Source organism: Bradyrhizobium sp. sGM-13, assembly GCF_018398875.1.
GTDB lineage: Bacteria > Pseudomonadota > Alphaproteobacteria > Rhizobiales > Xanthobacteraceae > Bradyrhizobium.
Window position 1 is genome coordinate 259,399 of the sequence record NZ_JAGWDK010000009.1, and the last position, 13,648, is coordinate 273,046.

Genomic DNA, 13,648 nt, shown 5'->3' on the forward strand with positions numbered 1-13,648 from the left:
CCGGTTCCGGCACGGAGATTCGCATTGTCGCGGCCGCCCGGCGGGCGTATCCTTTCACCCTAATCGTGTTCGCCCGCATCGTGAGGCGACTGCGCGAGTTCCTCCCGGTGTGCGGAATGCCCATGCAATGGAGGAAATCGTCATGACCGTCGCCCCAACCCTGCAGAAATTCCTGGATCAAAGCGTCACCTACGACGTGATCCCTCATGCCCCCACGAAGTCATCGACGCGCACAGCAGAAGCCTGCCACGTGCCGGGCGATGCGCTGGCCAAGGCCGTCGTGCTGCGCCGTGACGGCGGATACATGATGGCCGTTCTTCCGGCCTCCCATCACCTGCATCTGTCGACCCTGAAAAGTCAGCTCGGCCACAAGGTCGACCTGGCGAGCGAAAAAGAGATCGCCGAGCTGTTTGTCGACTGCGACATTGGAGCGATCCCGCCGGTTGGCGAGTGCTATGGGCTCGACGTCATCGTCGACGACAGCATCGACGCGCGACGGGATATCTACATGGAGGCCGGCGATCACGAGACGCTGATCCGCATGGACGGCGAGCAATTCGCGCGACTTAACGCCAAGGCCTGGCGCGGCCACTTCAGCACGCACGATTGAGGCCGCTCGATCATGCCGGCGCCCGCGTCGATTTCGACGCGGGCTGTACTCGTTAGCGCGAGGGCTGCCGCGCGTCAGTGATGGGCGGAAACGCTCTTCACGCATCCGGCCAGCAAATCATTGGGCGCCGAACGGCTGACGTCGCCGAGGCTGATCATGCCGACCATTCGCTTGCTCTTATTGATCACCGGCAACCTGCGGACCTGCAGCGTCTCCATGTGATGGACGGCCTTGGCAAGGTCATCGTCCTCCCGGCAGCAATGGATGCCTTCGGTCATCACGTCGCGCGCCTGCGCACGGCTGGGGTCGAACTTGCCGTCCGCAAGCCCTTTGCAGACGATGTCGCGATCGGTGACCATCCCGACCAAGTGGTCGTCCTCTCCGATCGGAATGCAGCCGATGTCATGTTCTCGCATCAGCTTCGCGATTTCGGTGATAGGCGTATCGGGGTTGACCCAATCGACGCCCTTGTGCATCGCGTCTTTGACTTTCATGGCGGACCTCCGTAACTGCGATTTCAGGTAGTACTCCCGTGATGCAGCACAGTTCCCCCTCGATTCGATTATATGACGGTTCGGGTAGATCGGCATCGAAAAAGGCAATGACAACTTCTTGAATTCGCGAAACGCATCGTTGCGCGGGTTGAAGTACCCCGCGCAACGCCGTCGCCCAACTCAGAAGCATGTCAGAAGAAGCCGAGCTTCTTCGGGCTGTAGCTGACCAAAAGGTTCTGGTCTGCTGGTAGTGGTCCAGCATCATCTTGTGGGTCTCGCGGCCAACACCCGATTGCTTGTAACCGCCGAACGCGGCATGCGCCGGATAGGCGTGATAGCAATTGGTCCGGACATAGCGATTGATCTGGATCCAACGAGGGCGACCTTGATCTATCTGGCATCAAGCTGCCGTGGGCCGTGGCCATCACGGCGATGATGCTGACACAAATTGGCAGTATATCGTCTCTGCCAAGCGCTATCCGCGCCGCTCCGGCCCGCCTACAGCGTCTGCACGTCCACCACACCGGCAACCGCCTTGATCGCACCGGCGATCTGCGGCGAGACCTTGAAGCGGCCCGGCAGCTTCATCTCCACCTCGGTCTGCAGATCGAGCATGATGACGAGCGAGACGTCGCCATCGGCGCCGCCCGATGGCGCGGGCGCAGGCTTCGCCGGCAGGCCCTTGGCTGAACCGTTTAGCGCGGATGCTTCCGGCATGTTGAGCCGTCGCGCAATGGAATCCAGCGGCTTGGTGTCGCGAACGAAAATCCGCAGGCCCTTTTGGGTTTTGGCCGCGGCGTCATCCAGCGGCTCGGCATGCAGCACCCGCGCGCGCACGTCTTCGCCCTGCAACTCGGCGCCGAGCTGCAGCAATACGGCCGCTCCCGGCTCCAGCACGTCGCGGTATTGCGCCAGGCCTTCGGAAAACAGTACGGCCTCGAAATGTCCGGTCGGGTCCGACAGTCCCATGATGCCCATCTTGTTGCCGGTCTTGGTGCGGCGCTCCATGCGCGACACCACGGTGGCTGCAACTCTGCCCGCCGTCGCACCGGTCTTCACGGCACGCGAGAATTCCGCCCAGGACTGCACCCGCAGCCGCTTCAACACGGTGGCGTAGTCGTCCAGCGGATGGCCGGACAGGAAGAAGCCGACGGCATCGTATTCGCGGCGGAGTTTTTCGGCCGGCAACCAGGGCTCGATCTGCGGCAGCATGATGGTCGGTGCGTCGGCAGCATTGCCGAACATGTCGTTCTGGCCGATCGTCGCCGCTTCATGGCTGCGCTGACAGGCGGCGAGAATTGCGTCCGCCCCGGCAAAGACACGGGCCCGGTTCGACTCGAGCGTATCGAATGCGCCGGCCGCGGCGAGGCTTTCGATGATGCGCTTGTTGATCGCGCGCGGATTGACGCGGGCGGCGAAGTCCGCAAGCGAGGTGAAGGCGCCCTTCTTGCGCTCCTCCACGATCTGCTCAACCGCCTGCAGACCTACGCCCTTCAGCGCCGCCAGCGCATAATAGATGGTTTTCTCGCCGACCTCGAAGGTGGCGCCCGAGCGGTTGATGTTCGGTGCCTCGACCTTGATGCCGAGCCGCTGCGCCTCGGAGCGAAATTCCGAGAGCTTGTCGGTGTTGTTGAATTCGAGCGTCATCGACGCCGCCAAGAACTCCACCGGGTAATGCGCCTTCATGTAGGCGGTGTGGTAGGACACCAGCGCGTAAGCCGCGGCGTGGCTCTTGTTGAAGCCGTAGTCGGCGAACTTGGCGAGCAGTTCGAAAATCGTGTCCGCCTGCCCTTTCGGCACGCCGTTCTTGACCGCGCCGGCAACGAAGATCGCGCGCTGCTTCTCCATCTCGGCACGGATCTTCTTGCCCATCGCGCGGCGCAAGAGGTCGGCGTCGCCGAGCGAATAGCCGGCCATCACCTGCGCGATCTGCATCACCTGTTCCTGGTAGATGATGACGCCGAACGTCTCTTTCAGGATCGGCTCCAGGATCGGATGCAGATATTCCGGCTCCTCGTCGCCGTGCTTGCGCGCGCAATAGGTCGGGATGTTTGCCATCGGACCCGGGCGATAGAGCGCCACCAGCGCGATGATGTCCTCGAAACGGTCGGGGCGCATGTCGATCAGCGCGCGCCGCATGCCCTGGCTTTCCACCTGGAACACGCCGACCACATCGCCGCGCGCCAGCATCTGGTAACTCGGCGCATCGTCGATCGGCAGCGTCGCCAGATCGACATGGATGTTGCGCTGTTTGAGCAGTTTCACCGCGACGTCGAGCACAGTCAGCGTCTTCAGGCCGAGGAAGTCGAACTTCACGAGCCCGGCCGGCTCGACCCATTTCATGTTAAACTGGGTCACCGGCATGTCGGATTTGGGATCGCGATAGAGCGGCACCAGTTCGCTTAATGGTCGGTCGCCGATCACGATGCCGGCAGCGTGGGTCGAGGCGTGGCGTGTCAATCCTTCGAGGCGCTGGGCGATATCAAAGGCGCGCGCGACCACCGGGTCCTCGTCGCGGAACGCCTGCAGCTTGGGTTCACCCTCGATCGCCTGCGCCAGCGTCACCGGCGCGGCAGGATTTTGCGGCACCAGTTTTGTCAGTTTGTCGACCTGGCCGTAGGGCATCTGCAGCACGCGGCCGACGTCGCGCAGCACTCCGCGCGCCTGCAGCGTTCCGAAGGTGATGATCTGCGCCACCTGATCGCGGCCGTAGCGCTGCTGCACGTAATCGATCACCTCGCCGCGGCGGTCCTGGCAGAAGTCGATGTCGAAGTCCGGCATCGAGACGCGTTCGGGGTTGAGGAAGCGCTCGAACAGCAGCCCAAAGCGAATGGGATCGAGGTCGGTGATGGTGAGCGCGTACGCGACCAGCGAGCCGGCGCCGGAGCCGCGGCCCGGACCGACCGGAATGTCGTGGGCCTTGGCCCATTTGATGAAGTCCGAGACGATCAGAAAGTAGCCCGCATAGTTCATGCGGTTGATGACGTCGATCTCGAAGGCGAGACGCTTCTGGTATTCCTCTTCCGTCGCGCCGGGCGACAGGCCATGAACCTGGAGACGCCGTGCGAGCCCCGCCTCGGCCTGACGCTTCAGCTCCGCGGCTTCTTCGGTTGCCGCGTCGGAGCCCGAATCGGCACCGACGGTGAAACGCGGCAGGATCGGTTTTCTCGTCTTTGGCCGGAACGAGCAACGCTCGGCGATCTCGATCGTGGAGGCCAGCGCTTCCGGAATGTCGGCAAACAGCACCGCCATTTCGGCGCGGGTCTTGAAGCGGTGATCGGGGGTGAGCTGCTCGCGGTCGGTCTCGGCGATCAGCTTGCCGCCGGCGATGCACAACAACGCATCATGGGCTTCATAGTCGTCGTTCGACGCGAAATATGGCTCGTTGGTCGCGACCAGCGGCAGGCCCTTGGCGTAAGCGAGATCGATCAAGCCGGCCTCGACGCGACGCTCCTTGTCGACGCCGTGACGCTGCAATTCGACATAGAGGCGATCGCCGAACAGGCCCGCCAGCCGGTCGATACGCGCGGCTGCAAGCGCCGTGTGATCGGCGTTGAGCGCCAGCGAAATCGGGCCATCGGGACCGCCGGTCAGCGCGATCAAATCCTCGGCATCGCCCTCCAGCCATTCGAGCTTGATGTGCGGGGATTGATGGACCGGCGTTTCCAGGAACGCCCGCGAGTTCAGCCGCATCAGGCTGCGGTAACCGCGCTCGCGCGCCGCCAGCAGTACGATTCGCGACGGCGTGGCGGCCAGCGAATTGCGCGCGTTGGGATCCTGGTCGCCGAAATCGACGGCGAGTTCGCAACCGACAATCGGCTGGATGCCGTAGCCCGCCATCTTGTCGGAGAATTCCAGCGCTCCGAACATGTTGTCGGTGTCGGTCAGCGCCAGCGCCGGCTGGCGATCGGCTTTCGCCAGTTCACCAAGCTTGGCGATCTTGATGGAGCCCTTCAGCAGCGAATAGGCCGAATGAACGTGGAGATGAACGAATCCGGCACTGGACATGGTCGCTTAACAGGCTCTCGCATCATGGTGAGGAGCGATCATCGGCCGCTGGGTGCGCGCCGACTCGCCGCCGCAATGGTGATGCCTTGGCTGGACGGAGTCCACGCGGAACGCCGCTTGCGCGCCCGCCATCCGGCTTTTCCCCAGCCCACCCCGCAAGCCGAATCGGGCCGGGTCTCCGCCGCGCCTCAAAGCTGCGGAATCACCTGCGCCCAGACCGCGATCATCCCGACAAACAGCGTAATCGACGCCAGTGCTGCCGCCTCTTCCACGAACATCCGCAACATGATCCGACTCCCACGGTCAAAGAACATATGAGGAACATTGTTCCTTTTTTGTTCTGGGAGTCAAGACCCGTCTCATGGCGCATCTTACGACCATTCCGGCTTGGTTAACCGGCCAGCCGCCCACAACGAAAAAGCCCCGGGACAGCGCCCCGGGGCTTCGTTGTTTCGCAGCGAGCGCGAGATCAGTACCTGGCGACGCCCGGAGCGCCGAACTTGTAGTTCAGGCGGGCGGTGACAAGATCAACGTCCTGACTGATACGGTCGGTGCCGACGAAGCCGCCGCCCGGCGCGGTGAAGGTGTAGGTACGGTCCTGCATGAACAGGTGATTGTACTCGACGCCGATCGACCAGTTCGGCGCGAAGGCGTATTCGAGGCCGGCGCCGATCGTGCCGCCCCAGCGGGTGTCGTCGCCGGTGACGCCAATGGTCGCGCCTGCAAGGTTGGAGATGCGGTAGCTATTCGAGGTCACAGCAGCACCGCCCTTGACGTAGAGCAGGACGTTGTTGACGGCATAACCAACCTGACCGGTGAACAGGCCGAACGCATCGACGTTCGTGTGGTTGCGAGTAGCGAACACCTGGCTCAAGTTGCTGCCCGAGAAGTCGGCCCAGTTGCCCTGGGCTTCAACGCCGAACACCCAGGTGCCAGCCTGCCAGCGATAGCCGACCTGACCACCGACCGTTCCGCCAGTCGCATCATGGGAGCCCTCGGGGCCGACCAGACCAGAAGGCGGAACCGAATCCCACTCGTTGCGGCTCGAACCCCAGCCGCCGTTCGCACCGATGTAAAACCCGGTCCAATCATACACAGCAGCGACCATCGGGGGCGCCTTGGTGTAAGGGCGCGCAGCGAGATCAGCAGCAACAGCCGGCGCAGCCGCGCCGAGCGCGATCAGACTGGCCGTAACAAGCAAAACCTTCTTCATTCTTTATTCCCGTTCCTTTTTGACAGCCCCCAAGGCCGCGGCATGCTCATAGCATTGTTGGCTCGAATTGCTGTAACCTCGCAGCAACAGCCCACACCAAATGGCCTCAGTGTGAACGCAAGTTAATGTTGTCTTGCAGGCGTTTTTCGAAACTTTACGCCGGAGCTCGCTGCAAACAGTTCACATTTAATTTTACGGAGGTATTGCAGGGCGGATTGGCTTGACCGGATTGCAGAGCTGCGGCTTGTGTCGATCAGAATGAAACGCGAAGTGCCGATGCGCCACGAGGGAGATTCGAAATGCGTAGAGCGATTCTAGCCGTGCTGACCGCGATCGGATTGGCAGCTATCGGTGCTGCGCCTGCCGAAGCGGTCGGCACTCGATATCCGTTCTGCCTTCAGGGAGACGAATATCCGGCGCTGAGCTACTGCACCTTCACGAGCTACGAACAGTGCCAGGCGACTGCATCGGGACGCTTCCTCACCTGCATCGCCAATCCATATTATATTGGCGAGAGCGAACCGCCGCCCGCCGCCTATCGCCCGCTGCCCGGCCGCGCGCTGCCCCCCGCTCCCGGTTACGGCAGGTACTGAGCAGCGGCACCTTTCGCCGCCGAGACACGCGAGCCTCCGGGCGTCCGCACCTACAGCGCGTGAACGTGATTTGACGCCGGACTGCGTCGAATGTCTGCTGGCCGTCAGCACACGCGGACCGATGCAATTCCCAAGGAGATTCTGATGCGAGTTCTATCTCTGGCAATTTTGGCAGTCGGAGCGGCGGCACCGGCGCAGGCACAGACTTACGATCCCCGCTATCCGGTTTGCCTGCATGTTTATAACAGGGGGATCAACTACTACGAATGTGCCTATACCTCCCTGCCTCAATGCAACATGTCGGCGTCCGGCCGCCCGGCGCAATGCGAGATCAATCCGTATTTCGCACATGCATCTCAAGAACCGTCGGCACGCCGCGACAAGCGCTACCGCAACGGCTACTGAACGCTAGCCCTTGCAACGCGCGAACGTGATTTGACGCTGGAGTGTCTCGAATGTCTGCTGGCCGTCTGCACATTAGGACCGATCGCACGTCTCAAGGGAGATTCTGATGCGCATTCCCGTTTTTGCGATCCTCGCGATTGCAATGATCTCCGCTTCGGCGCCGGCTCGGGCGCAGACCTACGGCTCCGACTATCCGGTCTGCCTGCGTGTCTACGGCCCGGCCACCTACTACGAGTGCCGCTACACGTCGCTGGCGCAATGTAATCTGTCCGCCTCGGGGCGCGCGGCACAATGCGTGCCCAATCCCTACGCGTCGAACGCCTATCAGGATCGGCCGGTGCGCAAGCGCGGCGTTTACTGAACGCCGCTATTCCATTTCGACGACCCGGCCATCGACCAGCGACACCCGCCGGTCCATGCGGCCGGCCAACTCCATGTTGTGGGTGGCGATCAGCATCGCGACCTGCGTCGCCTTCACAAGTTGCATCAGCGCCTTGAAGACGTGATCGGCGGTATGCGGATCGAGATTTCCGGTCGGCTCGTCGGCGAGTAGCGCCCGGGGCGCATTGGCGACCGCGCGCGCGATGGCGACGCGCTGCTGCTCGCCGCCGGACAGTTCGGCCGGTCGGTGCGAGATGCGATCGCCGAGTCCGAGATAGGCCAAGATCTCCTGCGAGCGCTTGATCGTCTCGGAGCGTTTGAGGCCGCGAATCATCTGCGGCAGCATGACGTTTTCGAGCGCGGTGAATTCCGGCAACAGCCGATGCGATTGATACACGAAGCCGATATCGGAGCGCCGGATCTGGGTGCGGTCGATATCTGATAGTTGCGAGGTCGGCGTGCCCGCGACATAGACCTCACCCTCGTCGGGGCTTTCGAGCAGGCCCGCGATGTGCAGCAGCGTCGACTTGCCCGACCCCGACGGCGCCACCAGCGCCACCGACTGTCCCGCCCACAGCGCAAGCTTGGCGCCGTTGAGGATGGTCAGCGTCGCCTCGCCCTGTCGGTACTCGCGTTTTATCTCGTGGAGATAGATAACGGGTACATCTTCCGCCTCCTCGGCCATCGCGCCCTCACTCATAACGGAGCGCGTCGACAGGATCGAGGCGGGCGGCGCGCCAGGACGGATAGAGTGTCGCCAGGAACGACAGCGTCAGCGCCATGATCACCACCGCAGTGGTCTCGCCGAAATCGATCTCGGCCGGCAGCCGGGAGAGGAAATAGAGTTCCGGCGAGAATAATTCGGTGTTGGTCATCCAGGACAGGAACTGCCGGATCGATTCGATATTCAGGCAGATCAGCATGCCGACGAAAAATCCGGTCAGCGTGCCGACCACACCGATCGCAGCGCCCGTGATCAGGAATATCCGCATGATCGAGCCCTGCGAGGCCCCCATGGTGCGCAGGATGGCGATGTCCTGGCCCTTGTCCTTGACCAGCATGATCAGGCCCGAAACGATGTTGAGCGCGGCAACCAGCACGATCATGGTCAGGATCAAAAACATCACGTTGCGCTCGACCTGAAGCGCGTTGAAGAAGGTCGAGTTGCGCTGCCGCCAGTCGACCAGGAATACCGGCCGCCCGGCAGCCTCCGTCACGCTCTTGCGGAACGCATCGATTCGATCGGGATTGCTGGTGAATACCTCGATCGCGGTGACATCGTCCTTGCGGTTGAAATAGGCCTGCGACTCCGGCAGCGGCATGAACACGAAGCTTGCGTCATATTCCGACATGCCAATCTCGAACACAGCCGCGACCTTGTAAGGCTTGATGCGCGGCGTCGTGCCCATCGGGGTCACCGCGCCCTTGGGCGCAACCAGCGTGATGGTGTCGCCGGCATGCAGCGACAATTGATCGGCGAGCCGGCGTCCGATGATGACGCCCTGCCCCTCATCAAATCCCTCCATCGTGCCTTGCCTGATGTTCTTGGCGATCGAGGTGAGGTTGTTCAGGTCCGCAGAGCGCATGCCGCGTACCAGCACACCGGCAGCATTAAAGGCCGAGGACGCCAGCGCCTGGCCATCCACGACCGGCGCGGCAAGGCGGATGCCGTCGACCAGGCTGACGCGCTCGGCGACGTCCTTCCAGTCGGTCAGCGGCGATTCCAGCGGCTGCACCAACAGGTGGCCGTTGAGGCCGAGGATCTTGTCCAGCAGTTCCTTGCGAAATCCGTTCATGACGGCCATCACGATGATCAGCGTGGCGACACCAAGCATGATGCCGAGGAACGAAAAGCCGGCGATGACGGAAATGAAGCCTTCCTTGCGACGCGCCCGCAGGTAACGCCCGGACAGCAGCCATTCGAAGGGCGCAAAAGGCGGAGTTCGGGCTGTCTCGTTCATGGTCTCATCCATTACTCGATAATCCCATGATTCGGGCCAAATGTGGCCGTATTGGCCAACATATCAGCCGCGGTGGATATCTTATCCCGCGATCTTCGCCACCACTTCCGCCGGGCTGAGATTCTCGCGCGCCCCATCGCTGCGCCGCTTGATCTCGAGCTTGCCCTCGGCGAGGCCCTTCGGCCCGACCAGAATCTGCCAGGGGATGCCGATCAGGTCGGCGGCCGCGAATTTCGCGCCGGCGCGCTGGTCGGTATCGTCATAGAGCACGTCGACGCCCTTGGCCTGAAGCTCGCGATAAAGCTTCTCGCAGGCGCCATCGACGGCAGCGTCCCCCTGCTTCAGGTTCAAGATCACGGCAGTGAACGGTGCCACGGCCTCCGGCCATTTGATGCCGGCATCGTCGTGGCAGGCCTCGATGATGGCGCCGACCAGCCGCGAGACCCCGACGCCGTAGGAACCGCCATGGGTCGGCACGTCGACGCCGTCAGGGCCGGCGACCAGTGCCTTCATCGCATCGGAATATTTGGTGCCGAAATAGAAGATCTGACCGACCTCGATGCCGCGCGTGTTGACGCGCTTATCGGCCGGCACTTCGCGCTCGTAACGAACGGCATCGTGGACGTCCTCGGTTGCGGCATAGACCGACGTCCATTGCTTGATGATCGGGGTGAGATCGCCGTCGTAATCGACGTCGTCGGGCGGGATCGGCAGGTTCAGCACGTCGCTGTTGCAGAACACGCCGGACTCACCGGTTTCCGCGAGCACGATGAATTCATGGCTGAGATCGCCGCCGATCGGCCCGGTCTCGGCGCGCATCGGGATCGCCTTCAATCCCATTCGCGCGAAGGTGCGCAGGTAAGCGACGAACATCCGGTTATAGGAACGGCGCGCTGCCGCCTCGTCGATATCGAAGGAGTACGCATCCTTCATCAGGAACTCGCGGCCGCGCATCACGCCGAAACGCGGGCGCTGCTCGTCGCGGAACTTCCACTGGATGTGGTAGAGATTGAGCGGCAGGTTTCTGTAGGATTTGACGTAGGCGCGAAAGATCTCGGTGATCATTTCCTCATTGGTCGGCCCATACAGCAATTCGCGCTTGTGGCGGTCGCTGATGCGCAGCATCTCCGGGCCGTAGGCGTCGTAGCGTCCGCTCTCGCGCCAGAGGTCGGCGAGCTGCAGCGTCGGCATCAACAGTTCCAGGGCGCCGGCGCGGTCCTGTTCCTCGCGGACGATCTGCTCGATCTTCTTCAGCACCCGGAAGCCCAGCGGCAGCCAAGCGTAAATGCCTGCAGCCTCCTGCCGCATCATGCCCGCGCGCAGCATCAGCCGATGCGAGACGATCTCCGCCTCTTTCGGATTCTCTTTCAGGATGGGTAGAAAAAACCGCGACAACCGCATGGGACAACTCGAGGAATCAGTGGGCTACCGGAAGACGTGCAGTGAAACCGGATCGGCTGCGAAAACACAAGGCCGGAAGCCGCGAAAAAGCCGCTGAAAACGCGGATTTGTGGGTCGTTCTGGCAGGGTTTCGTAGGATGGGTGGAGCGAAGCGATACCCATCGCCTTCGCCGTTGCAGGCATTGATGGGTATCGCTTCTCTCTACCCATCCTACAAATTGCTCGCTGCCTATTTCTTCATGCCGGAATGATCGTGCTTCATTTCGCCGCCCGCCGGCCCCCGCGCGCCGACGCCCTGCACGTCGAGCGACAACGTCACCTTTCCCGCCTTCTCGAATTCGAGGGTGACCGGCACCTTGTCGCCTTGCCTGAAGGGCTGCTTGAGATCCATCAGCATCAGATGATAGCCGCCCGGCGCGAGCTTGACGGCCTTGCCCGGCTCGATCGGCAGGCCCTTGTCGAGCGGCCGCATCGTCATGACGCCGTTGTTCATCGCCATCTCGTGAATTTCGACCTTGCCGATGTTATCGCCCGAGCCGCCAACAAGCTTGTCCGGCGCGCTGCCCTTGTTTTCGACGGTGAGATAGCCGCCGGCGATTTTTGCGCCGCTCGGTGTAGCGCGGCTCCAGGCTTGCTTGATGACGAGGTCTCCGGCCTTGACCTCCTGCGCGTGCGTGGGCGTACCCAGAAGAGCAAACAGGGTGGCGAAGGCGAACAATGGCAAGACAGGTTTCATCGGATGTCTTTCGATTTATGAAGTATGGCCGACACACAACGGACGGCCGCGGGCCGCCGTTGCATTAACGTGAGAATGCAACGTTCATGTTCACAATAGCGGGATTGCGTCCTTATTTCTTCGCGGCCTTTTGCTGAATCAACCATTTTTCGAGGTCCGGCATTTCCGCCGAACCTTCGATCGTGGTCACGGTTCCATCCCGTCCAATCAGGAGCGTGCGCGGGATATCCCCCTGCCAGGCAGGATCGATCTCGAACCGGAGGCGTTCGACGAAGCCGTCACTGAAAATCCAGTTCTCCGCCGATTCCAGCCCGGCCTTCTCCAGCATCGCGCGCGTTGGGCCGGGCAGATTCGGAACGAGATCGGCGCTGACCATCACGACGTCGATCTCGGAATGGTCCTTCATGAATTGTCCGAGCAGCGGCAATTCGACCTTGCAAGGACCGCAGGTGACGCCCCAGAAATGCACCAGCGTCGGGCGCCCGGCATGCGAACGCAGCACGTCCTGCCAGCTTCCCCGCACGAATGGCTTGAGCGTGAACTCGGACGACGTCTCGGCGCCAGGCGCTCCGCCCAGACAGGCAACGAGGAATATGACGGCGAGCAGAAAGCGTTTCATGATCCATCTCCGATCGGTAGAAGGCGATATCCGTCGGCCTTGGTCATCCACGAAAGGTAGACCTTCTGCCCGTCACTGACCAGCAACGGGTGGTCGGATGTATCCGTCGTCGTAGCGATCGCGACCGGCGTTGACCAGCTCTTGCCCTCATCATGCGAGACAATCGCGTTGACCGCGGTCTTCTCGCCGTCGAACTCCTTCCAGACCATGGTAGTGCCACGCGGGCCGGCAAGAACGTAGGGCCGCGTAGGATTGCGATCGGCGCGGCCGAGCGGAAGCGGATCGGAAAACGTACGTCCCTCGTCTTGCGAGCGGGCATAGAACAGCCCCTTGCGCACCTTGCCGTTGGTGTACCACGTCACGTGGTAAGTGCCGGCGGGCGAGATCGAAAGACTTGGCCCATGATGCGGGCACGCGGCAATCTGCCAATCGTCACGGCTGACGCGGCGAGCCTCGCCCGGCGTCTCCGGGTCGGCGAACGTCATGATCGCGTGATCGCGCACACCGCCGTCGAAGATGTTCCTGAACACCACCACCGGACGGCCGGCGCCTGCGAACGCCAAGCCGAGCCGGCAGCATTCGCAGGTATTGTCGGCTGCGAGGTGCGTCTCGGAATAGGTCGCGCCGCCGTCCTTTGATGAGGCAAAGAACAGCCCTGCCCCTTCATATTTCCTGCCCTCCTCACGCGCAGGCAAGCGGTTGCGCTTGTCGATCCAGGCCGCAAACACCGAACCGTCAGCATCGAGGCCGAGTGCGACAAAGCGCTGGCTCTCGTTGCTTGGGGTAATCGGCCGCAGCTCAGCAAAGCTCTGGCCGCCATCGGTCGACCTCGTGGTCAGCACCTGACCATTGAACGCCTTGTCCCGGAAGCGCGAAAACGCCAATGCGATGCCGCCGTTCTTGTCGATGACGATCTGCGGACGCGCATCCGGACCCCAATCGAGGTTGAGCTTTTCTTTTGTCACCTGAACCGACGTCGAAAAGCTGCGCCCCTGACCCTTCGAACTCGCGACCGATATCTGGCCTCCGGCCATCCAGGCGAGCCACAGCGTTCCATCCGGCGCGAAGGCCGGCATGACCTTCGACGCGCAGCGCAACGCTGTCTCCTCGCACGCCGCTTCCGAGGCGTGCTGATGATGGCTCATTTGCGCTTGCGCTGCACTTTGGCAAAGCGAGAGGGCGAGCATCGCGAGCAGGCTCATTCGCAGCATGGCTTTACTCCTCCTG

At 62.3% G+C, this 13,648-nt stretch carries 13 protein-coding genes and 1 pseudogene; 4 read left to right on the forward strand and 10 right to left on the reverse strand.

The features are described 5' to 3' along the window. Positions 1–127 precede the first annotated feature (127 nt). Positions 128–610, forward strand: a complete 483-nt coding sequence (locus tag KJQ96_RS16400; protein ID WP_375293173.1) for an aminoacyl-tRNA deacylase — start codon at positions 128–130, stop codon at positions 608–610. 74 nt (positions 611–684) lie between these two features. Here KJQ96_RS16400 and KJQ96_RS16405 read toward each other — a convergent pair whose 3' ends face one another. From KJQ96_RS16405 to KJQ96_RS16420, 4 genes and pseudogenes are all read right to left on the reverse strand, one after another. Continuing rightward, on the reverse strand, positions 685–1,104 hold the full coding sequence (locus KJQ96_RS16405) for a CBS domain-containing protein (protein ID WP_213287627.1): 420 nt from the start codon (positions 1,102–1,104) through the stop codon (positions 685–687). A gap of 191 nt (positions 1,105–1,295) precedes the next feature. Further along, a pseudogene (locus KJQ96_RS16410) lies at positions 1,296–1,480 on the reverse strand (aldehyde dehydrogenase family protein); the annotation flags it as partial. A 122-nt stretch (positions 1,481–1,602) separates the two neighbouring features. Further along, positions 1,603–5,112 (reverse strand): DNA polymerase III subunit alpha, encoded by a 3,510-nt coding sequence (dnaE, locus tag KJQ96_RS16415; RefSeq protein WP_213287628.1) that lies wholly within the window; start codon positions 5,110–5,112, stop codon positions 1,603–1,605. 469 nt (positions 5,113–5,581) lie between these two features. Next, on the reverse strand, positions 5,582–6,325 hold the full coding sequence (locus tag KJQ96_RS16420) for an outer membrane protein (protein ID WP_057844310.1): 744 nt from the start codon (positions 6,323–6,325) through the stop codon (positions 5,582–5,584). Between the two features lie 299 nt (positions 6,326–6,624). Here KJQ96_RS16420 and KJQ96_RS16425 point away from each other — a divergent pair, with 299 nt between their 5' ends. The 3 genes from KJQ96_RS16425 (at position 6,625) to KJQ96_RS16435 (ending at position 7,684) form a co-directional block, all read left to right on the forward strand. After that, positions 6,625–6,918 carry a DUF3551 domain-containing protein gene (locus tag KJQ96_RS16425; RefSeq protein WP_213287629.1) on the forward strand — a complete coding sequence of 98 codons (294 nt, stop codon included), beginning with the start codon at positions 6,625–6,627 and terminating at the stop codon, positions 6,916–6,918. Positions 6,919–7,062: 144 nt separating this feature from the next. After that, the gene (locus tag KJQ96_RS16430) at positions 7,063–7,323 is read left to right on the forward strand and encodes a DUF3551 domain-containing protein (RefSeq protein ID WP_213287630.1); all 261 of its coding nucleotides are present in this window, start codon (positions 7,063–7,065) and stop codon (positions 7,321–7,323) included. Positions 7,324–7,429: 106 nt separating this feature from the next. After that, positions 7,430–7,684, forward strand: coding sequence for a DUF3551 domain-containing protein (locus tag KJQ96_RS16435; protein ID WP_213287631.1), 255 nt, complete (start codon positions 7,430–7,432; stop codon positions 7,682–7,684). Between the two features lie 6 nt (positions 7,685–7,690). Here the strand turns inward: KJQ96_RS16435 and KJQ96_RS16440 are convergent, their stop codons facing one another. From KJQ96_RS16440 to KJQ96_RS16465, 6 genes are all read right to left on the reverse strand, one after another. Further along, complete coding sequence (locus KJQ96_RS16440; protein ID WP_213287632.1) at positions 7,691–8,389, reverse strand: ABC transporter ATP-binding protein; 699 nt, start codon at positions 8,387–8,389, stop codon at positions 7,691–7,693. A gap of 7 nt (positions 8,390–8,396) precedes the next feature. Then, positions 8,397–9,677: a lipoprotein-releasing ABC transporter permease subunit gene (locus KJQ96_RS16445; protein WP_213287633.1), complete on the reverse strand. Its 1,281-nt coding sequence runs from the start codon at positions 9,675–9,677 to the stop codon at positions 8,397–8,399. A 69-nt stretch (positions 9,678–9,746) separates the two neighbouring features. Then, positions 9,747–11,066, reverse strand: a complete 1,320-nt coding sequence (gene proS, locus KJQ96_RS16450; RefSeq protein WP_213287634.1) for a proline--tRNA ligase — start codon at positions 11,064–11,066, stop codon at positions 9,747–9,749. 229 nt (positions 11,067–11,295) lie between these two features. Continuing rightward, on the reverse strand, positions 11,296–11,802 hold the full coding sequence (locus tag KJQ96_RS16455; protein WP_213287635.1) for a copper chaperone PCu(A)C: 507 nt from the start codon (positions 11,800–11,802) through the stop codon (positions 11,296–11,298). A gap of 112 nt (positions 11,803–11,914) precedes the next feature. Next, on the reverse strand, positions 11,915–12,421 hold the full coding sequence (locus tag KJQ96_RS16460; protein WP_213287636.1) for a TlpA disulfide reductase family protein: 507 nt from the start codon (positions 12,419–12,421) through the stop codon (positions 11,915–11,917). After that, complete coding sequence (locus KJQ96_RS16465) at positions 12,418–13,632, reverse strand: sialidase family protein (protein WP_213287637.1); 1,215 nt, start codon at positions 13,630–13,632, stop codon at positions 12,418–12,420. The genes KJQ96_RS16460 and KJQ96_RS16465 overlap by 4 nt, the downstream gene beginning before the upstream one ends. Positions 13,633–13,648 lie beyond the last annotated feature (16 nt).

What these genes read in the sequence shown, in the direction of transcription:
- KJQ96_RS16460 (WP_213287636.1), bottom strand. Translation starts at nt 12,421, where the DNA reads ATGAAACGCTTTCTGCTCGCCGTCATATTCCTCGTTGCCTGTCTGGGC.
- KJQ96_RS16405 (WP_213287627.1), bottom strand. Translation starts at nt 1,104, where the DNA reads ATGAAAGTCAAAGACGCGATGCACAAGGGCGTCGATTGGGTCAACCCC.
- KJQ96_RS16440 (WP_213287632.1), bottom strand. Translation starts at nt 8,389, where the DNA reads ATGGCCGAGGAGGCGGAAGATGTACCCGTTATCTATCTCCACGAGATA.
- KJQ96_RS16455 (WP_213287635.1), bottom strand. Translation starts at nt 11,802, where the DNA reads ATGAAACCTGTCTTGCCATTGTTCGCCTTCGCCACCCTGTTTGCTCTT.
- KJQ96_RS16435 (WP_213287631.1), top strand. Translation starts at nt 7,430, where the DNA reads ATGCGCATTCCCGTTTTTGCGATCCTCGCGATTGCAATGATCTCCGCT.
- KJQ96_RS16465 (WP_213287637.1), bottom strand. Translation starts at nt 13,632, where the DNA reads ATGCTGCGAATGAGCCTGCTCGCGATGCTCGCCCTCTCGCTTTGCCAA.
- KJQ96_RS16420 (WP_057844310.1), bottom strand. Translation starts at nt 6,325, where the DNA reads ATGAAGAAGGTTTTGCTTGTTACGGCCAGTCTGATCGCGCTCGGCGCG.
- KJQ96_RS16445 (WP_213287633.1), bottom strand. Translation starts at nt 9,677, where the DNA reads ATGGATGAGACCATGAACGAGACAGCCCGAACTCCGCCTTTTGCGCCC.
- KJQ96_RS16425 (WP_213287629.1), top strand. Translation starts at nt 6,625, where the DNA reads ATGCGTAGAGCGATTCTAGCCGTGCTGACCGCGATCGGATTGGCAGCT.
- proS (WP_213287634.1), bottom strand. Translation starts at nt 11,066, where the DNA reads ATGCGGTTGTCGCGGTTTTTTCTACCCATCCTGAAAGAGAATCCGAAA.
- dnaE (WP_213287628.1), bottom strand. Translation starts at nt 5,112, where the DNA reads ATGTCCAGTGCCGGATTCGTTCATCTCCACGTTCATTCGGCCTATTCG.
- KJQ96_RS16430 (WP_213287630.1), top strand. Translation starts at nt 7,063, where the DNA reads ATGCGAGTTCTATCTCTGGCAATTTTGGCAGTCGGAGCGGCGGCACCG.
- KJQ96_RS16400 (WP_375293173.1), top strand. Translation starts at nt 128, where the DNA reads ATGGAGGAAATCGTCATGACCGTCGCCCCAACCCTGCAGAAATTCCTG.